This window comes from Trinickia sp. LjRoot230, assembly GCF_964253315.1.
Classification (GTDB): Bacteria; Pseudomonadota; Gammaproteobacteria; order Burkholderiales; family Burkholderiaceae; genus Trinickia.
On the sequence record NZ_CAXUQX020000001.1, the window covers coordinates 2,291,850 to 2,312,659 of the forward strand.

17 protein-coding genes are annotated in these 20,810 nt (G+C 58.6%); 7 read left to right on the forward strand and 10 right to left on the reverse strand.

Annotated features, from left to right (window positions below):
- Positions 1-59 precede the first annotated feature (59 nt).
- From ACSQ20_RS10730 to ACSQ20_RS10745, 4 genes are all read left to right on the forward strand, one after another.
- The gene (locus ACSQ20_RS10730; protein ID WP_436019699.1) at positions 60-1,181 is read left to right on the forward strand and encodes a porin; all 1,122 of its coding nucleotides are present in this window, start codon (positions 60-62) and stop codon (positions 1,179-1,181) included.
- A 34-nt stretch (positions 1,182-1,215) separates the two neighbouring features.
- The gene (locus ACSQ20_RS10735; protein WP_436019701.1) at positions 1,216-1,902 is read left to right on the forward strand and encodes a DAPG hydrolase family protein; all 687 of its coding nucleotides are present in this window, start codon (positions 1,216-1,218) and stop codon (positions 1,900-1,902) included.
- 150 nt (positions 1,903-2,052) lie between these two features.
- Entirely contained in the window at positions 2,053-2,319 is a 267-nt protein-coding gene (locus ACSQ20_RS10740; RefSeq protein WP_436019703.1) for a hypothetical protein, read from the forward strand.
- Positions 2,306-3,109 (forward strand): hypothetical protein, encoded by an 804-nt coding sequence (locus tag ACSQ20_RS10745; protein ID WP_436019705.1) that lies wholly within the window; start codon positions 2,306-2,308, stop codon positions 3,107-3,109. Before ACSQ20_RS10740 ends, ACSQ20_RS10745 begins: the two co-directional genes overlap by 14 nt.
- A 67-nt stretch (positions 3,110-3,176) precedes the next feature.
- On the opposite strand, the gene ACSQ20_RS10750 is transcribed toward ACSQ20_RS10745, so the two are convergent.
- From ACSQ20_RS10750 to ACSQ20_RS10785, 8 genes are all read right to left on the reverse strand, one after another.
- On the reverse strand, positions 3,177-3,599 hold the full coding sequence (locus ACSQ20_RS10750; protein ID WP_436019707.1) for a hypothetical protein: 423 nt from the start codon (positions 3,597-3,599) through the stop codon (positions 3,177-3,179).
- Between the two features lie 158 nt (positions 3,600-3,757).
- The gene (locus ACSQ20_RS10755) at positions 3,758-4,468 is read right to left on the reverse strand and encodes a sulfite exporter TauE/SafE family protein (protein WP_436023042.1); all 711 of its coding nucleotides are present in this window, start codon (positions 4,466-4,468) and stop codon (positions 3,758-3,760) included.
- Between the two features lie 54 nt (positions 4,469-4,522).
- Positions 4,523-5,557 (reverse strand): c-type cytochrome, encoded by a 1,035-nt coding sequence (locus tag ACSQ20_RS10760; RefSeq protein WP_436019709.1) that lies wholly within the window; start codon positions 5,555-5,557, stop codon positions 4,523-4,525.
- 31 nt (positions 5,558-5,588) lie between these two features.
- Positions 5,589-6,947, reverse strand: a complete 1,359-nt coding sequence (locus ACSQ20_RS10765) for a D-arabinono-1,4-lactone oxidase (protein ID WP_436019711.1) — start codon at positions 6,945-6,947, stop codon at positions 5,589-5,591.
- Positions 6,940-7,251 (reverse strand): putative quinol monooxygenase, encoded by a 312-nt coding sequence (locus tag ACSQ20_RS10770; RefSeq protein ID WP_436019713.1) that lies wholly within the window; start codon positions 7,249-7,251, stop codon positions 6,940-6,942. Before ACSQ20_RS10770 ends, ACSQ20_RS10765 begins: the two co-directional genes overlap by 8 nt.
- Positions 7,248-8,282: an NAD-dependent epimerase/dehydratase family protein gene (locus ACSQ20_RS10775; RefSeq protein ID WP_436019715.1), complete on the reverse strand. Its 1,035-nt coding sequence runs from the start codon at positions 8,280-8,282 to the stop codon at positions 7,248-7,250. Before ACSQ20_RS10775 ends, ACSQ20_RS10770 begins: the two co-directional genes overlap by 4 nt.
- Before the next feature lie 18 nt (positions 8,283-8,300).
- Complete coding sequence (locus ACSQ20_RS10780) at positions 8,301-9,407, reverse strand: glycosyltransferase (protein WP_436019717.1); 1,107 nt, start codon at positions 9,405-9,407, stop codon at positions 8,301-8,303.
- Positions 9,404-10,987 carry a mannose-1-phosphate guanylyltransferase/mannose-6-phosphate isomerase gene (locus ACSQ20_RS10785; protein WP_436023044.1) on the reverse strand — a complete coding sequence of 528 codons (1,584 nt, stop codon included), beginning with the start codon at positions 10,985-10,987 and terminating at the stop codon, positions 9,404-9,406. Before ACSQ20_RS10785 ends, ACSQ20_RS10780 begins: the two co-directional genes overlap by 4 nt.
- 554 nt (positions 10,988-11,541) lie before the next feature.
- Between ACSQ20_RS10785 and ACSQ20_RS10790 the strand changes: the two genes are divergently transcribed.
- Positions 11,542-12,567 (forward strand): helix-turn-helix domain-containing protein, encoded by a 1,026-nt coding sequence (locus tag ACSQ20_RS10790; protein ID WP_436019719.1) that lies wholly within the window; start codon positions 11,542-11,544, stop codon positions 12,565-12,567.
- Between the two features lie 77 nt (positions 12,568-12,644).
- Here the strand turns inward: ACSQ20_RS10790 and ACSQ20_RS10795 are convergent, their stop codons facing one another.
- Complete coding sequence (locus ACSQ20_RS10795; protein ID WP_436019721.1) at positions 12,645-14,177, reverse strand: hypothetical protein; 1,533 nt, start codon at positions 14,175-14,177, stop codon at positions 12,645-12,647.
- Between the two features lie 872 nt (positions 14,178-15,049).
- On the opposite strand from ACSQ20_RS10795, the gene ACSQ20_RS10800 reads away from it, so the two are divergent.
- Together ACSQ20_RS10800 and ACSQ20_RS10805 are read left to right on the forward strand one after the other, a co-directional pair.
- Complete coding sequence (locus ACSQ20_RS10800) at positions 15,050-16,474, forward strand: helix-turn-helix transcriptional regulator (protein ID WP_436019723.1); 1,425 nt, start codon at positions 15,050-15,052, stop codon at positions 16,472-16,474.
- A 706-nt stretch (positions 16,475-17,180) separates the two neighbouring features.
- Positions 17,181-18,485 carry a hypothetical protein gene (locus ACSQ20_RS10805; RefSeq protein ID WP_436019725.1) on the forward strand — a complete coding sequence of 435 codons (1,305 nt, stop codon included), beginning with the start codon at positions 17,181-17,183 and terminating at the stop codon, positions 18,483-18,485.
- Positions 18,486-18,555: 70 nt separating this feature from the next.
- Here the strand turns inward: ACSQ20_RS10805 and ACSQ20_RS10810 are convergent, their stop codons facing one another.
- Positions 18,556-20,748, reverse strand: coding sequence for a gamma-glutamyltransferase family protein (locus tag ACSQ20_RS10810; protein WP_436019727.1), 2,193 nt, complete (start codon positions 20,746-20,748; stop codon positions 18,556-18,558).
- Positions 20,749-20,810: the final 62 nt, after the last annotated feature.

Genomic DNA, 20,810 nt, shown 5'->3' on the forward strand with positions numbered 1-20,810 from the left:
CGCCCATAGCTCATGCAGATGAAGTATTCGCCTTTGTATCGCATGATTAGGAGTCCTAAGTGAAAAATATCGTTTGTGGTCTTACCCTTTTCGTTGTTGTGCCCCTCGCCCAAGCTCAAAGCAACGTAACGCTCTTCGGATTCCTCGATGCGGGTGTAACGTATGTCAGCAATGAGGGAGGGCACGGCAATACCTTTCTTGACACGGGTGTCTGGGCACCCAATGTATTCGGATTGAGAGGCGTCGAAGATATCGGTGGGGGCACGAAGGCCATATTCATGCTCGAGGGCCAATTCGACCTGTCGAATGGCACAACGATTCCAAACGAGGGGGCGATATTCGGGCGGCAAGCCTGGGTCGGGCTTGCCAACGACCATCTCGGAAACTTGACGTTCGGCAATCAGCAGGACTTCATGTGGGAGTCTTTGCTGTTCGGCGGCTTGCACGACCAAAATGGCGGATTCGACGGCGCCCTCGCGTATGGGGGCTTATATAACTTCCGCCAGGGTCCGTTCTCCGCCCTCGGAATTCCGAACAATCCGACGGGCTCCTTCGATTTCGATCGTGTCGCCGGGTCGAGCCGCGTGACCAATTCTGTGAAGTACAAAACGCCCGACATCAGCGGTTTCACGTTCGGTGTGCTTTACGGCTTCGGCGGCGTGGCCGGTGATTTTGCGTCAGGCAACACCGTAAGTTTTGGAGCAAATTATTCGATCGGTACTTTCGGGATAGGCGCCGCCTACACGGAAGTGAAGTATCCGCAAATGAACAACGGCCACGACGGCATACGCAACTTCGGGGCAGGTGCGCACTATACATTCGGAACGGTGCAAACAACGGTGCTCTACACCAACACGAAGAACACGCTGACCGATGCACGAATCGATGTCGGACAGATCGGCGCTAACTGGATCATCACGCCCGCCTGGACGCTCGGAGCAAATTACGAATACATGCGAGGCAATGCCGTCTTGCAGCACAACAAGGCACATCAGGTGACGGCGGCCTTGATGCATTGGCTGTCCAAGCGGACTGCAATATATCTCGAGGGTGCCTACCAGCACGCCTGCGGCGATGGCCCGACCACCGGCGCCTGGATCAACGGCGTTTTCGGTCCGACGGCTGCTTCGAGCACCGGCTCGCAGACACTCCTGCGACTGGGCGTAACCACGTCTTTTTGATCGATCCGGTTTGGACCGGCGAACGGAGCAGAAAATGAAACTCGATGAAGTGGATCTGTTACTCGACGCAGCGCCGCTGCAGCTGGAAACGGGCTACGAGCGCCTTTCGAGTGGGGTATTGCACGTTGGATGCCGCACGCATATGCAGGGCTGCACCGGCGAAATGTTCGAATGGTGGTTTCGCTCGCGCCCGAACACACAACAATATCGATGGTGGCATCCAGTAGACCACGTGAGCAGTGAATGGGCCGGAGGAGAAACGCAAACCCACGTCGGCTCCGTTCATCTCGTGGAAGAACGGTTTACAGATTTACCTGCTGCAAGGCTCGCGATTCATTTTCGCGATGCCACCGAGTTCTTCAATTCAGACAGGTACCGCACCGCGCGGTCTGAAAAACGCGTCACAGCCGCCGTATGCGCATGCGTTGCCATGGGACACGATCCGGAGTCCGTACGTGGCGGCCATATTTCGGGAAGCCGTCTGCTTCACATCGGCAGAGACACACCCGGCGGCCTGGTCTTACGTAGCCACTTCTACCTCGGCCAGGACCTTCCCGCCACAGGGAAAAAGCCAGACGAGATCATCGCGATGTTTTCGGACGAATTCGGGCGCGCTCTGCTAATGCATTGCTACAACGAGTTCACGTTCCTCTCCCGGTTCCTTCCAGCGCTGTATCTCGGCGACAATCGAGACAAAGTGAATGTCCCCCTGCCCTGGTAGGTTTGCTCGATGTGTCGACCCAGCACTGCAAGGTAGCGCACACACAGCGTGGAAAAAACACTTCTGACCTGCACCCCTACGTCCTTACTCGCCTCATTACGTTTTGCGTTCAAGTTCACCCTTTCATGAATCGAAGCCGCGAAAGCGCTGATGCGCACCACCGATCATCCGCTCTCGGACATTGCGCTGATGTGCGGCTTCTCGGATCAAGGCCATTTCAGCCGAGCCTCCCTTCGCGGCGCCGATGACGAATCAATGTCACAAGCAGCGAACACCGGTCTGCATAGCGCATTGATCCGCGGGTATATTGAGGCCGACCACTTCTCGCTGAAAAACAGGCTAGCCGGACACTGGCGAGATGGTCTCACCGATTCCAGAAACGACGCCGTAACGGACCTTGAACATGCCAACGATTGACGGAAATTCAAATGGCACCGAACCGCTGCGTTCACCGGATGAGTTTGGACCGGAGGCACACGTGACGCTTCCCGATGAGAGCCAATCGGCGTCAGGCTCGGACCAGAAATTCACGGAAAATCCCGCTATTCTCGCGGAACTGAGGCTTTTCGTGAAGAAGCCTTCTCGGAACAGCGACAAGGTTGCACTCTACAGACTTCTTTGCGCCAGAGACGCGTTGCGCCACGTGCGCAATAGCTACTATACGAGCGCCAGCTTGAAATCGACGAATAAGCTACATTCATTCGCGGAGCCATCGTCAGAGATACGAAGGATTGTCTCGGCCTCCACTGAAGTTTCCACAGCGCGGCAGGCTTTCGCGAAGGGTCTTGGGATTGAGGCATTCAAACGATCGCAGGCACACAATTGCGGAGAGTTGGCAGCGTTGGCGGCCGATTATCTGGCGAACACCTTGGATATCGAAGTTCGCAGGTTGCGCTTCGGTCCTCAGGGAACCGGCTACCTCCATGGAGTCGTTCTTCTCGCGGATGATGTCTTGCCGGAGCTCGAAACAGATTTTGCATCGTGGCCATCCAACGCAACCATCTGCGATCCTTGGGCAAACATCGCGTGCCTTGCGCAAGACTACCCTGCAGCTTTCATCGCAAAAATGCAGAAATGGGAGGCCGCGGGCAAGCTGATCAGGCCGTTCGTCAATCACAACCAGGAATGGATTCCGGCGACCGCACCTGAATGGATCGATGCGGTCTTGCATGGAAAAAGAGAAGTCGTTGCCGTCCCTTCCTCCTGAGCCGGCGGCCTACCCCAGTGACATAACCTCGGAGTACGAACGCCTCCGCACCCGCCTCACCATGCGATCAATGAAGCAATGGCGAGCCGTCAGGCCGAACGTGAACCGGCGAATAAGCACGCTCGAGCATGCGGCAGGCGAGATCGACAAGCGGCCCAACCTGAAGTTCGAAGGGCATACCCTCCACCGCGGCAACGAAAATGCGAAGCGCGCAGGCTTGATCCGCCACAGGTAAATCGGCGACCTTCACGGCCAGTTCATTCAGCGGTTCCACCTGTTCGACGCATGGAAGCTGCTGGACGGCCTTCAAGAGGCAGACAAACGCCGATGTCCGCTCGTCGTCTGGCACTACGCCGAGCCGAGTGGCCAAAGCCCACAACATACAGGCCCGCTGCTCCGACGGACACTGCGCCATCGCACGGATCACAGGCTCAAGGCGACACGGAGCACCGTTGCCCGGTTGCCTGCCATGCTGGTTTGTTGCTTTCATCCGGCGCCTCCGCAACGACAGTCCTCCATACGCCAAAAACTTTGCACGGGAATGTGGGGAAATGCACCTGCATGATCTGACAGGACCGACGCGGCGCATTCGCTTTTCGAACGAAGAGTTTCGCGTATCGATAGGCCTGCCGATCGTACCAAGCACCTTTATGCCGCAGCCAAAGCTTGTACGATCAAGTGCACACCGGCGATAAAAAGGCAGCCTTGGCTGATAAGGTAAAACATCCGTACGCTGACGTGCCGCTGCAGCCAGATCCCACTCCATACTCCAATCGGAACAAGTGGTGCGAGAAGCAGGCTCATGCGGAGATTGGCTGGTTGAAACTGTCCCATCCACGCATACGGCACCAGCTTGATTGCATTCACGATCAGAAAAAATGCGTTGGTCGTTCCGATCATCACATCCTTGTCCAAACGCTGCGGCAAAAGATGGATCATCGCCGGCGGTCCTCCGGCGTGAGCAACGAAACTTGCAAAGCCCGACATACAGGACCACACGAATCCGCTCTTCGCGGAACAGGATTTGGGCTGGACCGCTTTGACGAGCGAACAAGCATCCACGAGTACAAAACAGATCGACAACGTGCCGATGACGAGCCGAATCCATCTATCGCCAAAGCAACCGGCACCTATCGCGCCCGCCGCTATGCCCACGACCGCCCCCGGTAGCATCACGCGCAGATTACCTTTATCCCATTTGCCAAAATAGGCTCGAAAACCAACGAGATCCATCATGCAAAGAACCGGAAGCATGACGGCGGCCGCCTGAATGGGCGACATGATGAGCGCCATCAGCGGCACGCCCAGCGCACCGAGCCCCGCGCCGAAACCGCCCTTGGAAATGCCGGCCAGCAACACGGCGCCAGCCGCGACGATGCACACCCGTGGATCGGAGAACAGCATCGGCTCGTCTCAAGGGTTAGGCGTCTTGTACGGGCCGAAACGGGCGGCCCGATACGCTGCTGTATCGCCACCGAATAATTCCGGGACGGCAAATCCCTCCGGCCTGAAGAGCGGATCGGGATACGATGCGGTGCGAGTCATCGAGTGCCTGCGCGGCAACGCGCTGTTGACATAGGCAGCGATGTCGTACGCTTCATCCACGCTGAGCACGGGTGCCGCAGCGGAGGACCCGAACGGCATGTTGGCGTGAATAAAGCGAGTCAGCAGCGGCACCATGTACATATGGCCGCCGTCATCGTAGGTGTCATCGCCCGCAAGCGGAGGGAACACGTAGCCGCCCCCGTTTGCAAAGTCGGGTTTGCGTATGCCGGTGCCGGACGACGAATGGCATGCAGCACATTTCGCATCGAATAACTGCCCGCCGATATGTGCATCGGCGGCGCGCGCAGGCATTGGCACAGCCTCTAGTCCGATCCCCCTCATGCTCATGCCGGGCGTCGCCTTACTGCCAAGCCAGGTCATGTAGGCAACTATCGATTTCATCTCTTTCGAATCACGGGCAAACGGAACGGCTCCGTGGCCGCACATCTGTGCGATGCGGTCTTCGAGCGAAATGATCCGCATCGATTTCACATCAAGCTTAGGGTAGTCGTTGACAACATTCACGAACGGCAATGCGAACGCCTTGGTGCCGGGCATGCCGCTCGCGCCGGCTTCGTGGCAGTTGACGCAATTCAGATTGTTTCCGGAATAACGATGTGCTGGATCAGGCGCATTGGGACCGATGTGACTCGACGTATCTCGAAGAATTTCCATGCCGTAGCGAATCGCATCGCCGCGCGCACCGGGCGGAATCTCATCGGGTCGCGGCATCATCCATCGCTGCTGCGGCCTGCCATCATAGCGTTCGATAAGTTTCCTGGCGGCGTCGGTGTCGACATGGTCACCGGGCTTGAGTGGCGCCACATCGAATGCGTGCGCCGGGCACGTCAATGCCAGACATGCCGACCCGACCAGCAACGTGATGAACGATCGAAATGTCATGATCCCGTCTCCCCTTGTATGAGACGCCCGCTCAGTCGCCCAGCACCGAGCATAGATGCGGATTCGCAAACAAGCGGTCCCGATCAAAAATGTTTCGGACTGCGATGAATTGATCCCATTTCGGATAGCGCACGCGCAATGTCTGCGCTTCGAGCGAATGGATTTTCCCCCAGTGCGGCCGTCCGGCGTGACGTGCAAATACGGCTTCGAGTTCGGCGAATAACGACTCGTATGAAATGGCACGATTGAACGGTTGGGCCACCGCGACTCCGATATAGCATGTCTGCCGCCCGAAAGACGGGCTCAACCATGCTTCGTCGGCGGCGCCGAACCGCACGTCTATCGGGGCGTGAACCACGTGCCGCGAAAAAACGTCCTTCAGCTCGTCGAGAACGAATGTGATCGCACTCAACGGAACCGCGTACTCCATCGCCATCTGTCGAATCGGGGTGGGACATGAAAACACTTCGTACCACGGACCCCGCCGCAAACGTCGATGCCCAAAGCAAACCGCGCGCTCTGCCGCGTTGAGCCATGGTGTGGCTCGACTTCGATGACCAGCAAACCAAAGTGCGGCTTCACGCAGCGTGTCTCGCAAAGCGGCGCGCTTACCTTTCGTCGAGGGCGGCGTTGTCCTCGCACTTCGCGGCTCACGCCACGCCCTTCTCAGTACGGCCCAACGTGTTTGGGGAAACCACCAGAAGCCGAAGTAATGAGCCTTATGAAGCTCGGGCAATCTTCTGACCGCCTCACTCAACGTGATAGGTTCGGTGACAAGGGCAAGGTCGAAGCTCTGTACACAGGCGAACGTCACCGAGGAAAGAACGCCCAGGCTACCGAGCCCGACGCGCGCCGCGTTGAGCAAAGCCGGGTCTCGTTCCGTCGAAAGCTCGACCACGCAGCCGCTGCCATCGACGAGGCGCATTGCCGTTACCGCATCGGACAAGCTGTGCACCCGCAGACCGGTCCCGTGCGTAGCGGTACTGATCAATCCCGCAATGGTCTGATCCTGAATGGCGCCGAGCACCGGCAATGCCAGCCCCGCTTCCTCAAGCGCCCTGCAAAAATCATCGAGCCGCATCCCCGCCCATACGGTGACATGATTCGTCTCGCGATCAATGCTTTCTATACCTCGGCTCGCGGCGAGAGACAGATGGATGGCTCCCGTCGCATCCGCGATCGGGTTGTAGGAATGCCCGCTTCCAACCGCCTTGATGCGCAGCGCCCGCCGCCGAGCGCTGTCCACCGCCGAGACAATGTCCTCTTCGCAGGCGGCCACGATTGTTGCCACAGGATTCGCCACAACGTTGCCCGCCCAATTGCGCCAAGGCGGCGACTCTGATTCGCGAGCAGCGTAGCTCACATCGGCAACCAGCTGTCCGCTATTCATGCTGCGATACAGGATGCGAAAGCGTCTCCAGTTGAGAGACGTTCGGATCGCCTTGAACGAGATCAGGCAGCAAGCCACGCACATGACGAACCGCGGCGCCGCTCTGGTGCGCTGCGAACGCCGACTCATCACTCCATTGCTCAAAGAGCACAAATCGCTCAGGCGCGTGAACTTCACGAAGCGCGACAAACGTCTCGCACCCGGACTCCTCGCGGGAGTCCCGAGCGAGCGTAACGAGCGCCTGCTCGAGTTCGTCCGGCTTGCCCGGTTTAGCCGTAAGCCTAACAATCAACGCAATCATCATGCGGTCCTCTTCATCAGAAGTTCGTCGAACTTGCGGCCCAGTTCGTCGCGCTGGCTTTCGTGTTCCTTGAAGTACCAGTCGATCGTCCTGGCTAGGCCATCTTTGAACGTTACCTGCGGGCGCCAACCGGTCAGCTCCGTCGCGAGCTCGTGACTTGCGACTCGATTGAGGGGACCGGTCGGCATATCAGGACGCAGCTTGATCGATGCAAGATGCCCCGTGTGATCGAGAATCATCTGCATCGCATCTTTAACGCGAATGGGTTCCTCGGTGCCCAGATTGATCGCGGTTGCGTCAGAGATCTTCTCCGCGGCCGCGACAAGGCCCCTGACGATGTCGCCCACGTACGTCCAATTCCGAATTTGCATACCGTCGCCCCACACCTCGACGGGCTGGTGCTGGAGAAATGCCCGCCCGATCATTGCAATGACGGCATGGGATTCTAGGCAGCGCTCGCCGTATGCCGTAAAGAGTCGGCACGATACCGAACGGAGTCCGTATTCAAGGTAATAGCTGCGCAACGTCAGCTCCGCCATCAACTTTGCCCAACCATATATTCCATCGGATTCGTAAGGAGGCCCCACCATATCCTCACGGAGGTAAACCGGCCGGGTCGTGTCCGATTGAAGGCTGACGGGGTAGACGCACCCCGAAGAGGTAAAGACGATTTTCTCGATGTTGGCGCGGTGCGCCGCATCGATCACCATTCCGTCCAGCGTGAAATTGCGCGAACATTGCGCCTGATAGGAATCGATGTAGCCGCGTCCGCCATGTATCGCGGCGAGATGAAAGACGATGTCGATATCCTCCATCGCAGAGCGGGCAACGCCGGCGCAAAGCAGGTCCGCCTGCACCAACTCGACCGTGTTTTCCGATAAATGCTTTTCAATGTTTTCTCTGCGGCCGGTGCTCAAATCGTCTACGACCAGCAATCGCTTCACCCCTCGCTCGACCAGAAGGTCAACCAGATGGGAGCCGATGAATGAAGCACCTCCAGTGACGAGCACCGCTTTCTCTGACCAATTGAACATATTTCCTCCGTAAGAAGCTCAAGCATCGACCAGCGCGCGCGCGAAGTCGTCCCAGGTTGAATGACTTGCCAGATAGGCGTCGAAGCGGCCGCCCGCGCGCGTAGTCGGGTCTCCGATCGCTTTGTCGATGGTTCGCGCGAGGTCCCATTCGTCGTTACAACGAAACGAGACCCCGAGCCCGTACTGTTCGACCGTCTCCCGAAACGGTGCGAAATTCGGCACGATCATCGGCCGATGGGCGAGGCATGACTGAACGAATACCCCGCTCGTGTCGCATTCGTAAAAGCGCCGGTAGGGCAGCACAATCCAGTCTGCGCTTCGAAAGTAGAGGCCCGCGTCCTCTTCGTCGACGATGCGGTCGTCAAGCCTCACGTTGGGCCAATCGAAATCGGCGCGCCCGAGATAGCCGCTTTCGGCTGTCGCCAGGCTGCCGGCAAACAAGAAGCGAACCTCGCGAGTCTTGCAATGGTGAGCCGCCCGAATAAGCAAGTCGGCGCCTTTTTTGCGCGGAAAGGTTCCGAAATACAAGACGATCTTTTCTTCCGCGCCGATACCAAGCGACATCCGCGCAGCATACTTCTCATGTGAGAACAGATCGGGACTGTCATAGATTGGGTCGTGCAGATAGCGGACCGCTCCGTTGTTCAACACTCCCATGGCGCGAGCGCTCGAACATGCCACGTCGGGATGGTTCGAATGCATGAGCGTGAGTGCAACCGCACCGCGAAAGACAAGCTCGTTATATGCCGCTTCATACGCGTCGTTGCGAAATGCGCCCAGGCCGAATACCGATATCGACAGACGAGGAGGTGAGTCCTCCCGCAGGTCGCCGATGCCGGCGGCAAGCGCGGACACATCGTCGACGAAGCAAAGATGTACCCGCTCCGCTCTCGATTGCCTTGAAATTTCCAGCATTCGCGCAAAGCGTTGTGTCGAGCGGGAACGGCAAAGATCGGCAAAGCATTCGTCCGCTATGACGTTCTCACTCATCCGGTCGTCCAGGCCAGCAACGGCGGGCGCCAATATCAGTGGCTCGTGGCCCATTGCACGGAGTGCAGCCCAGACGTGATGCAAGTACTTGGAAAGAAAGAACTGAGATCCATCCGCCGCGAGCATAAGTCTCATTGTTGGATCTCTCCCAAAGCGCGTGAAGCAACGCTGGGCGCCGACGGATGCTTGTCCACACGCCCATAGGCGTCCTCGAGTCTCACGATGTCGTCCTCGCCAAGATAGGATCCCGATTGAATCTCGATGACTTGGAGCGGCACCATGCCGGGGTTTTCGAGGCGATGCGGCGTCCCGACGGGCAGGTGGACGGTTTCCCCTTCTGTCAGCAGCGAGACGTCGTTGCCCCTTGTGACACGCGCGGTGCCGGCCACCACGATCCAATGTTCAGCGCGATGGTGATGAAATTGCAATGACAGACGCTCGCCCGGCATCACCACGATGCGCTTGACGTGAAAACGCTCACCCCTGTCCAAAGAATCGAAGTATCCCCACGGCCTGAAGACTTTGCGGTGTTCGGATGCCTCTTGCGCATTTCCTGCCTTGAGGCGATTCACGAGTTGCTTGACGCTCTGAGCATGAGATCGGGTCGCAACGAGCACCGCGTCGGGCGTTTCCACCACCACGAGGTCTTCGGTGCCGACACACGCCACGAGCCGATGATCTGCGCGAACGAACGTATTGCTGCAGCGCTCGAACACGGCTCGTCCGCGCCCAGAATTTCCTTCGTTGTCCTTATCGGCCAGATCGCAAAGCTCGCTCCACGATCCGACATCGGACCAACCGGCATCCAATTGCACCACAACCGCGCGAAACGCGGCAGGCGCACCGGCGCCTGCATCGATGTGACGCGTGCCGATCCGCTCCATGACAGCGTAGTCGATGGAATCGGAGCGGCAGTCTGCGAATCGGCCGACATCGAGTTCGAGCGCAGCGCCTACAAAACTGCGAGCACCAACCGCCGCCACCGCTGCGCTATAAATATCCGGGGCATAGGTCTGAATGGCGGCGATCCACACGGAAGCACGCACAATAAAGATGCCGCTGTTCCACAGGTATCGGCCCGACGCAACGTACTGATGTGCTCGTTCCCTATCGGGTTTTTCGACGAATCCGTCGATCGCAAACGCGTCGCCCGGCGCCCCCCCTTCGCATGGCTCCCGTTCGCCCATCGCCATATAGCCGAAGGCCGTTTCGGCGCGCGCCGGAACGATGCCCAGCGTAGCAATGGCTCCGCGCCTTGCGTGGTCGATCGCACATGCGATGCTTGCATGAAAGGCGGCAGAATCTCCGATCACGTGATCGGCCGGCATCGCCACCAGAATCGGATCGTCCTCGCCTGGACCCGATGTGCGTGCAGCAAGCGCCGCCACCGTCATCGCCGGTGCGGTGTTGCGTCCGACCGGCTCGACAATGAAACGCGCGCGATACCGCGCTTCGCGCAATTGTTCCTGCATCATCGATCGATGCGACTCGCCGCATACAACCAAAGTATGGTCGGCCATACGAAGCGCTTGCGATCCCGATACGAACCCGGCCAGACCGTCAAGGCGACTAACGGTCGTCTGCAGCAGCGTACCTGTGCCGAAAAGATCCAACAGCTGTTTCGGGTAGCGCTCGCGCGATAGCGGCCACAATCGGGTACCTGCTCCGCCCGCGAAAACCACCGGTTGCACCAGCGTGCAAATATCCGCATTCATTGGCACGATATCGGAAACGTGGGCCGATGCCCGCGTATGTACCTCTTGCACCATCAGTGCTTCATGGTCTGCCATCTTCATCGCGACACTCCTATCCGGAGAAGCTCACCGGAATCGATGACTTTCGGCTAACTCGAGTGGCTACTGCATGGTGTTATCTATAAGGTGCCAAATTGCGTGGCGCAGCGCATAGGCGAAATGATTGAATAGAACGCGAATGACGAATGGAAATGACGGAATAAACAAGTTTCGTATGACTAATTGATGTTAAATCCTTCTCATGCCTTTCGCGGATGCACATCTTTGCCATCCCGAAAATCTTCCAAAGCATTCGCTATTTGCTAACAGATTTCGCGGTTTCGTCGCGTGAAGGGCTCGCCGCTCATTGCGCAAATGCGCATATCCGCCCTTTTTTCTCGATCAACCACAGTGAGGCATTTCCACATTTCGGCACCGCGCCGAGGGCGACACCGAATTGACAGCGCATGCATATTTCAGGGAGGCTCTCGGACATGGCCAGATAACTTGCACAGTCACGCACCGGAGACGGAGAAATGAGCAGCGGCCTCGACTTTCCTCGCATGGGTGAAGTGGTACGGATACCCGACACGCCGATGATGACGCTGCAGCCCGTGGAGGGTTCGTTCTGCGCAGTCAGTCGAACGCGCACCCAGAAATTCGGTCATGGTCAAAACGCTCCTTACGCGCAACTCGACGGGTACCTCGTCGGCGTCCATATGCAGCGCTTGGACGCTTATGAGATCTGGTTGAAGGGGCGGTACGCCGAATCCCGCCCCCTCGACGCGGGCGCGCTATGGTTCCACCACATGGAACTCGAAGCACAGGTCGATTTCGGCAGTCCGTTCGATATCCTCTGCACCTACGTACCACACTTGGCAATATCAGAATGGGCAGCGGCGGAAGGTCTGAAAGGAGCGGCTGGACATTTGTGCTGCCCTGCTTTGGGGGCGCGCGACCCGATCATTGAGCAGCTGAGTCATTGCCTGTCCGGCGCACTCAGTAAGGATCAACGAGCGAATACGCTGTTCGCGGAATCGGTCCTCCAGGCGCTTATCGTTCATCTGGCGCTCAACTACGGAAGCGGCTTGAAGCCCTCATGTTCTGCGAAAGCGGCCCTGGCCTCGTGGCAGGAGAACCGAGCAAAAGAGTTTATCGACGCCAACCTCGGCGGAAAATGCTCACTCATCGATATGGCGAATCAGTGCGGCTTGTCGCCATCGCATTTCGTGCGCGCCTTCAAGGCCACAGTGGGTATGCCGCCACATCGCTGGCTCATGCTCAGACGCATCGAAATGGCCAAGGGCATGTTGCGCGAGTCGGATAAATCCTTGACGGAAATAGCGGGTGAGGTCGGATTCGCTAACCAGAGCCATTTCACGCATGCGTTTGCGCGCGAGAACGGCTGTACGCCAAGCGATTGGAGACGCTTCGTTCGATGCCGCGCAACCGATGTAAAAAAGGTTAGCGAGCGAGACCCTCGGTTGTTCGTTATCGAGCGCCGGAGAGCAATGGAACAGCCAACCGACTTAAGCGTCATTTGGGCGCCGGAGCGATCGTAGTTCGCCGCGAGCGACGACATTCGGTACCGCAAACGAATATCGCCCCAGCAGGCTAAGCACGCACGCTGGCCGGCCCGCTATTCGCCGTCACGCAACGACCGCACCCGGTGGAAGTCATTCAAGATCCCGTCGCGATACGCCTTGTCCCCGAGTCTTGAAGGCTCAAGACGCGACAGTTGCAGTGCCCATTGCAGGGTTGCGCGGTAACCAGCGTCATCCATTCGATCGGGCTCCAGGCCAATTTTGTGACGAAGCGTTTCAATGGCGTTGTGAGAGGCGGCACGCCGAGACCGCATGTGCCCGCCGTCAACCGAGTCAAGCACGTCCTCCAGCGCGTGCCGCAGCGATTCGTCGCTCAGCAGCGGGAGCACGCTTAATGTGCGTGCTTCGCCAGAGTCCGCAAGGGGGAGCAGCCATTGCCGGAGATTCGCAATGAGTTCCTGGGCAACAGGCAATTCAAAGCTGTCTTGGAGCGATGTGATCGCCCGCCCGAGTATGACTTTTCTTTCCGCGATGTTCGCCGGCCTTAGCTCGCTGAACGAATCAGCAGTTCCTCCTGGACGCTTATCCGACATCAGCTGTCTTGCCCGAGATGAGATTGCCGCCACAATGCCGCCGTTCAGCACTTCAAGCAGTGACCGGCCGCCAGGCGTGGGACGCAGAGAGGCTACTCCCTCAAACACTCTGTTCAGAATTGGGAAGGTGATGGTTTCGTACCCGTCCCCGTCTGGATCCAAGCGCCCCTGGAGCGCCTGTAGAACCAGCTCGGCACCGTCGCTGTGGCCCTGTCGGCGCAGCGCGTTGACGACAACACTCGTTGGCTGCCAGCCTCCGATAAAGGGCCCGCGCTCGACAATAGCTGCCATCGTGGCGAGCAAGTGCTCGGTCGCATCGCTTGGCGGCAGATTTCTCAGCAGTCGAGGAATGCTGAAAAGAAAGAAGCCGGCCAGTCCATGTACCGTTTCCGCGTGCGGGAGGGTCAGGATCCGTTGCCCGACCGAGTCCGCTACGCGGGCTGCCCCCTCACAGGGCACTGTTTTCTCAACCCAGTCGACGAGTGTGAAGAGTTTGGAGCGTGCCTGGGAAGGATCCGCCGGCAGTTCGGCAGTATCGACGTGGCGTGCCAGCGCGCGAAGCAATTCGTCAGTACCGATGCCCGGTCGGCCCACGAAACCGACCCGCGCCACGACCATCCGGACGGTATCAAGGCCGAGTTGCGGGATTGCTTCAACATGAAGCGCCAATTCCCTGCGCGCCGCGTTGATCCCGGCGTTGTCCCACTTCCATGTGCCTTGTGTGATGGCGCTGATCGCATGCTCGCTGAGTTGGGACGCGCGGCCGATGTGCGGTGCCAGCGCTAGCCAGACCGTGGACACGGCCTTGTCCATGGCCACCCGCACCTCTTTTGAGAAGAGGTAACTGTCGGGCGTTCTGTCGGCGATGGCGAGAATCTCCGCCTCGCTCAGTTCGGGCTGCTTCTCAATGAGCCGCTGAAGGTCCATCAAATTCGGGACCCAGGTTTCGGCGGGAGCGTCGTATGAGAGGCTTCGCAGGGCTCCCAGCGCGGCGGCCAATTCTGGATTCAGCGGCGGGCCGCCATCGCCCGGCATCTTGGCAGTCGGTCTCCGTCCCCCCGGCGGAAGATCTCCTGCTCCATCTCCGCGAAGAGTGAAATCGAGACCGTCCCGGGATCCATATTCACCCGGTCCGCCAGATTGTTTGAAGAGCCTTTTCAGAAACTCGTCATCAGATCCGCGCTCCGCGCGGGGCAAAGACAAGCCCGACTCGGTTGCTGCGGGTGGTAGGCCTGTCTGGCGCGGCAACAACGCTTTGGCGGTGCGCGGCTGCCGGAGGTGCGGCGCGCGTGTCGGAAAACCCCCAACGACCGGATCGCCCGTCGGCGCCATTTCAGTGGGCACGGGAGTCAACGCGTTGGCGGGCGCTTGCGCCTCAGATGCCTCGCTTGCATGGGTGGTCGGCTCACTTCCCGTTCTCCGAAGTTGGTCCACAATTTCCTCCAGTGCAGTCGGCCAATGGATAGACAGCATACGTTCCCTGATATGGGCCGGTCCCCGGAAGGGCGAACCAACGCCCGCAGCCCGCGAAACAATCAGGCGGCGATCCCAGCGACCAACGATTTACCGGCGCCAAATCGATCCCACATATAAATCCCACATTAAAAAATAATTCACAGCAGGATTTGACAAATACGGCGCGAATAAGCAAGCACAACCACGGCGCAACGACGACGATAAAACTCGAGTAAATCCCGGTTATCGCCTTTCCTCCCCGGGGATCTCCGCTCAGTGTGGCCGAGCATGGTGCGGAGGCGAGCGTAAGCATTACCACTTGTTTTTACTGAAAGCCATGTAAGGTCGGGAGCTTTGTTGAAATTCGCCCCAATACGCTGCTTTACCATCAGCTCAGGTTACACAGCTTCACATCGTCATCTGTAAAAAGCTCGAATGGCAAGGAGATGCAAATGTTCTGGGCAGTCTATCTTCCTCTGATTTCGACTATGGTCACCGATGACGGAGGCTGCGGAATAAGCGCGCTCGTGCGCGAAGGAAACATCAGAGAAGCGGCGGCGCGCGCATGCACGCTCGCAGAGCAAGCCCAAGGCAGCGATAGGATAGCCGTGCTCGCTTTGAATGGTGACCTTCATCTGGCGATCGGCGCTAACGAGGAAGCGGAAGAAAGCCTGCGCAAGTCACAAAGCCTGGTCAAAGGAACGATCGGCCAGGTCCGCTTGCACGCCAGCCGTAATGGCGCATGGCAAGCGCTTTCACGCGGGCGTATCAGCACGGCGCTAAAGTGCTTTTCGAGCATCCTTGCTGACGACGCCGTCGCACCGGAGCGGCGTCTCGAGTCGCTCGCGGGCGAATGCTTTGCGCTCCATCAGCTCGGCTATTTCGATGATGCCATTCGCAAGCTCGACGAAATGAACGCGTTGTCGGTGACAATGCCGGACGCGTCCTGGCTACGTCTCGCGCAAGCGATCCGCGCCGATCTCACACTGCAGGCCGAGATTCGTCGCTCTCCACAACTGGGCGATCACATCTTCTGGACCGCTGCGACGTTCCTCTCGCGAGGATGGCAATGGGACGGCGACGCCACAATCGACGGACTCGCACCGCTAGTAGCGAAGCGCCTTCACTATCTGCAGCAAGTGCGCGCGTTGTCCGAAGGCGATGCCCTTTCGATCGGCAACATCAAACGCTATCTGGATTGGTCCGCAACGGCACTACCCGGACATCAACGCTTCTTCAAAGTCGAAGCCGCCCTTGCAGCACTCGCCTCGGGTCAAACCTCCTTTGCCGATGCACTGCTCGACGCACGGCGAGCCAAAGGCGACCACCTGGGCAGTAGTTCAGCGCCGGGCCGCTGGGAGTTCGAGTACCTCTATTGCCTCGCCAAATTACACAAGCAGTTAGGTCGCGCACATGAATCGATGCTTCAGTTCGAACAATATGCCCTCTGCGCCATGCAATGCATACGAGTCGAAGTGCTGCCTGCCGCGCAGCATTCGAGCGTTGCGAGCGCCGACGGAAGCAATGTGCTCGACGATATAGGCGTATTGTTGCCACCGCGTTACCGGCGTGCATACGCCTATATGCTCGACAACCTCGGCAACCCCAATCTCTCGGTACGCGAAATCGCAGCGCATATCGGCGTGACGCAGCGTTCCCTGCAAATCGCGTTCAAAGCATATGTCGGCGTATCTCCGAAAGACGTCTTGCAGAAAAAGCGCCTCGACCGCATCGATAGCGAGTTGAGCGCGGATCAGCGAACCAATCTTTCGATCCTGGAGGTTGCCCGGAAATGGGGCGTGCCCAATCGGTCGAAACTGGCAAACTGGTACCGCCGCCAGCATCGGGGCAAGCCCTCCGATGTGCTGACGGTCTGAGAAAAGCTTTACGGCAATGCAACGATAACAATAAGCCAGCACGCCGTTAAACGATCGACGGAGGGTCGGTCCAATTCCTCCCCGGCCCTCGACAACTTGGCGCGCTTTAAGCCAGCTTCGCCATCAACGAGCCGAATTGCTCAATCTCGCTGAGCGATCGCGAACACACGCTGTCTCGCAACCGTGACGCAATCGAATCCCGGGAGCGCTCTCGGGCATTCGCCCGCAGCGAACAGAATTTCGCGTTTGACGACCGTGTACGAACGGACAGACCTTACCCTCTTGTCCGATGCCACCGGCTGCCTGCCAGAAACGGTAGGCGAATCTATTCACCGCACTCGCAAACTGCCACTCGATGTCTACGATCACGCATTCACCCGAGCGCGCCTCCGATGTCAAAGGAATTGACGCAGATATCGAATGTCCGGTGGATGCGGCTGCTCCATCTGGTCCAACGCAAAGCGGATTGTCTGCGTCGTCGCCCCCGCTATGGCCAGCCGTGCTTCGTGGTATCGAAGACCTGAGACGCACCCCCCGACGATCGAAGGTAGGTCAACAGCATCCAGCATCCTCGTCTACCGATGCGATCGAATCAACGAGGTTAAACTCGACCCACGCCCCCGATGGGATTGGCCCACCTGACTCAGTGGGAAGGGTCGCAGGCGATTTCGGCGACGATCGAAAGATCATCGAGACTTACGCGAATATGCTTCTCGGCGCCAACGCTACTCTGCTAAAACCGGATCATCTCGACACGTTGTCCCGGTTGCGGACCGATGCACCGGTTCAACATGTGCTCTCCGCCAGACAAGTGGCGCGGATGCTGGCGGCGCACGGCACGTCGTTTGCGCGGTATTTTTCTTACCCCAAGCGGGTACGTGCGGAAATGGCGCTCCTGGACGATATGAGCACCTACATCGACGAACTCCCAAGGTTCATGACATCGAGCAAGGAAACGTTGGACGAGACACTGCGCGTATTTCGATCGGCCTATACACATTTCCGTGGCTCGGCACCTCCCGACGATCAACTAATGGTCGCAAGCTACCTGCGTCACAAGTTTCCAGCAACACCTGGTCCCGAAGCGCTCGAGCGGTTGGCAAAGGCTATCGTGGACATCCCCAATCCGGCCGCGTTGCGGCGAATCGCACATTTGTCCCACCTGTCGACGCGACTATCCTCCAAGCGTTACAGCCTCGCGCAGCTATTACAAATGTCCTTCGGCGACGCTTACGAGATGGCGTGGACAGAACTTGGCGTAACGGACCATGGCGGGTCCGCCGCCATCGAAACGTTCAAAGACTGGTTCACTCGGATATCGCCCAATGCGGTACCCCCCCATTCCACGGGCCGGTTAGTCCTCGACCTCGACGAGGCCGCAAAAGAGAGGGCGCGTAAATTTGCGAAACGCAATCTCGGCAAAAGCCTGCCCGACTTGACCGAGGCGAGCGAGCAGGAGTGGGGCCGAGCTGCACGCGACAGCGTAACGGCGTTCTACGACGCACGCATCGATGACGTGCTGGACGGCATCGTTTCGGCGGCAAGCCAACTCGTGCGTAGTCAGGATGAAGCGGTCTGGTATATCGAGTTCGATGTAATCAATCTTGGTGGTTTGAATAAACACTTCAAGGACGATCAGCCGCAGGCGAACGTCCACGTTCGCCGAGTTTGTTCGATTCTGCTGGATGTCCTTTCGCCCCACGCCAAGGAAATCGTGCCCTTTCGCATTGCCGGCGATGAATTCGGTCTCACCGTCACAGGCCTTTCCGAGGAACGACTCCGGGAGCTGCTCAGTGAGGTGCGGCGTGCCATCACCGACTATACAGAGAGTGTTCAGTTGACCGCCACCCTCAGGCTCTCGGATATCGAAACGCCCAAAAAGGCGGGCCAGTCAGGTTTCGGCTTGCACGTGGGTTATAAGCGTGTCGGGCCGACATCCCACGTCAATGAGGTTCGAGCGGGGGCAGCCCAGATGATCGACCTGAGCAAAAAAGGAGAGCTCCATTGGTGAACACCTGCGGAGCATCCGAGCCGCCAAGCCGCTGACATTCGCATTTGCCAGAATGAACTTCGTGATGAGATCAACCGCCCATGACGGTACCCTCGCGCCGGCCGTCAGCGCCGCCAATGAGCTTTCCGTTTTGCTCACGCACGATCGCGTGGACGCCGCTGTTCTTGTCGGTGACACTGACGCGGTACCCTTTCCGTTTCAGCTCGGGTGCCAATTCAACAATCGGCGTCTCCTTTTCAAGCTCGATGACGCCGCCCGGAAGGCCCCGAAAATTGGGCTTGCCGATTGCTTCCGCAGGATCGAGTCCCATCCAGATTCCGGCGAGGGTCTTGAACGTGTAGGCCGGGATTGACGGCCCCCCCGGCGAGCCGAGCGCCGCGTAAAACGCTTCGTTGCCACGGCGACGATCACGCCTCATCACGATCGTTGGGGCCATCGACGATGGCGGTCGCGCCCCACCCTGCACATGCCCGGCCACCAGCCGATCTTGCTCGAAGGCCTGCAGCTTGAAGTCAGTCATGTGATTGTTGAGCACGTACCCGTACTCGGCAGACTGCAGTCGCGAACCGTTCATGTCCTCGATTGATGAGGTGCACGACGCGACGTTCCCTTGAGCGTCGACGACGGTGATGTGCGTCGTGGAGGGAAATTCGGGTGCCGATGCGCCGGGTAACTCATCACCGCGCACTCGCCCTGGAAGCGCTTTGTCCATCACCCGATCGCCCTTCACGAGCGCCGCCCGTTCGCGCAAATATGCGGGGTTGGTCAGGAAAGACGGCTGCTCGCGGAATGACGGGTCATTCAAATAGTAGGCCTTGTCGGCCAACGCCAGTTCCTGAGCCTGAGCAACCGCATGCACGAACTCCGCAGACCACGCCTGCTCCTTCGACCAGTTTGGCAGCAGGGTCTGCAAACCAATGTGATCGAGTACGCCCACGACCTCGATCAACGATGTCCCGCCGCCCGGCGGGGGCATGCTGTAGAGTTCGTACTCGTTCCCATCGTCGCCGTGGAACGTGTATGAAACGGGCTCGCGCACTTGTGCGCGATATACCAGAAGGTCCTCTTTGGTGACGTCACTCGGATATGGCGTCGAAGCGCGCGCGGTCGATACCAAGTCGAGCCCGATCGGCCCTTCGTAGAACGCCCGCCGAGGACCATCCGCACCGATCATTCGCAAGGCCTTCGCGAGTGCAGCGTTCTTGAGTTTGAAACCCGCTGGCAGCGGTTCGCCGGTCGGCCCATAGAAGTATCGCCTCATCACGCTCGACGCAGGCTCGCTTTTGAGGATGGGGTCGTGCGCGATGGTCGCTGCCAGGCGCGGCGATACCTCGAAGCCCTCCTCGGCCAGCTCGACAGTATCTTGCAATAATGTACCCCACGGCAATTTGCCAAAACGCTGATGAGCAAGCTCCAAGGCGGCCAAACATCCCGGCACCCCGACGGCCCGACCTCCGCGCACCGCGTCGTCAAAATCCGCGGCGTTGCCGTTGGCATCCAGGAAGCGATCTGGTTTCGCTGCCATGGGAGCGGTCTCCCGCCCATCGATCACGATCGTCTTGCCAGAGTTCCGGTCAAAATAGGTGATTGCCGCACCTCCGCCGATCAGCGACGATGACTGAGGTTCGGTCAAGGTGAGCATGGCCTGCACGGCGATAAGCGCGTCGATCGCGCTGCCCCCGCGTTCGAGTACCCGGTACCCCGCGCGCGTCGCATGTGGATTGGCGGATGCAACCATGAAGTGGTCGCTTTCCACGGCAACGTTCTGCTTAACGTCAAAGGTCAACTCCGGTGGTCGCTGAACCGCAGCCGCCTGTTGCGATGCGGATTCCTTCGCCCCGAGTCTGGCGGCCTCCTTTCGGGCTCGCTTTCGATTCGCGATGCTGTTCCATGTTTGCGACGAGCCAATTAACTCATGAAGGCCACCGGATACGACATCGGACGATGCAGCCATGGCCCGGTGGGCTGTACTCGCAGGCTCGGCCGACTGCCCAAGACGGGCTTCCAACGACGCATCGTCTTGCCACTCGGCATCCGGGCTCGCCTCGTTCCGGCCGACTTCGTTCACCATCGCGTTTCTCCCTTCGCATTCGCTGGACATTCGCCCGGCATTCATCTGATGTGTAAAAAGAATATTACTTATATCAGTCACACTCGAAGTGCCGCGCATTAAATCGCGAACATTCATTGCTAAAAGGCGAATCGCCAAATACCAATCGGTAACACTTTTAATTTTTTTCACGCAACCTTCGTTCGAAGGCATCGCTTAGGGAATAACTTGGCACGCCAAGCTGTTCACCATAGTGATGGTTGTGGAGTGACTCA

What these genes read in the sequence shown, in the direction of transcription:
- ACSQ20_RS10795 (WP_436019721.1), bottom strand. Translation starts at nt 14,177, where the DNA reads ATGCCGGGCGATGGCGGCCCGCCGCTGAATCCAGAATTGGCCGCCGCG.
- ACSQ20_RS10760 (WP_436019709.1), bottom strand. Translation starts at nt 5,557, where the DNA reads ATGACATTTCGATCGTTCATCACGTTGCTGGTCGGGTCGGCATGTCTG.
- ACSQ20_RS10735 (WP_436019701.1), top strand. Translation starts at nt 1,216, where the DNA reads ATGAAACTCGATGAAGTGGATCTGTTACTCGACGCAGCGCCGCTGCAG.
- ACSQ20_RS10765 (WP_436019711.1), bottom strand. Translation starts at nt 6,947, where the DNA reads ATGAATAGCGGACAGCTGGTTGCCGATGTGAGCTACGCTGCTCGCGAA.
- ACSQ20_RS10800 (WP_436019723.1), top strand. Translation starts at nt 15,050, where the DNA reads ATGTTCTGGGCAGTCTATCTTCCTCTGATTTCGACTATGGTCACCGAT.
- ACSQ20_RS10785 (WP_436023044.1), bottom strand. Translation starts at nt 10,987, where the DNA reads ATGAATGCGGATATTTGCACGCTGGTGCAACCGGTGGTTTTCGCGGGC.
- ACSQ20_RS10780 (WP_436019717.1), bottom strand. Translation starts at nt 9,407, where the DNA reads ATGAGACTTATGCTCGCGGCGGATGGATCTCAGTTCTTTCTTTCCAAG.
- ACSQ20_RS10805 (WP_436019725.1), top strand. Translation starts at nt 17,181, where the DNA reads ATGCTTCTCGGCGCCAACGCTACTCTGCTAAAACCGGATCATCTCGAC.
- ACSQ20_RS10790 (WP_436019719.1), top strand. Translation starts at nt 11,542, where the DNA reads ATGAGCAGCGGCCTCGACTTTCCTCGCATGGGTGAAGTGGTACGGATA.
- ACSQ20_RS10810 (WP_436019727.1), bottom strand. Translation starts at nt 20,748, where the DNA reads ATGCCTTCGAACGAAGGTTGCGTGAAAAAAATTAAAAGTGTTACCGAT.
- ACSQ20_RS10775 (WP_436019715.1), bottom strand. Translation starts at nt 8,282, where the DNA reads ATGTTCAATTGGTCAGAGAAAGCGGTGCTCGTCACTGGAGGTGCTTCA.
- ACSQ20_RS10745 (WP_436019705.1), top strand. Translation starts at nt 2,306, where the DNA reads ATGCCAACGATTGACGGAAATTCAAATGGCACCGAACCGCTGCGTTCA.
- ACSQ20_RS10770 (WP_436019713.1), bottom strand. Translation starts at nt 7,251, where the DNA reads ATGATGATTGCGTTGATTGTTAGGCTTACGGCTAAACCGGGCAAGCCG.
- ACSQ20_RS10740 (WP_436019703.1), top strand. Translation starts at nt 2,053, where the DNA reads ATGCGCACCACCGATCATCCGCTCTCGGACATTGCGCTGATGTGCGGC.
- ACSQ20_RS10750 (WP_436019707.1), bottom strand. Translation starts at nt 3,599, where the DNA reads ATGAAAGCAACAAACCAGCATGGCAGGCAACCGGGCAACGGTGCTCCG.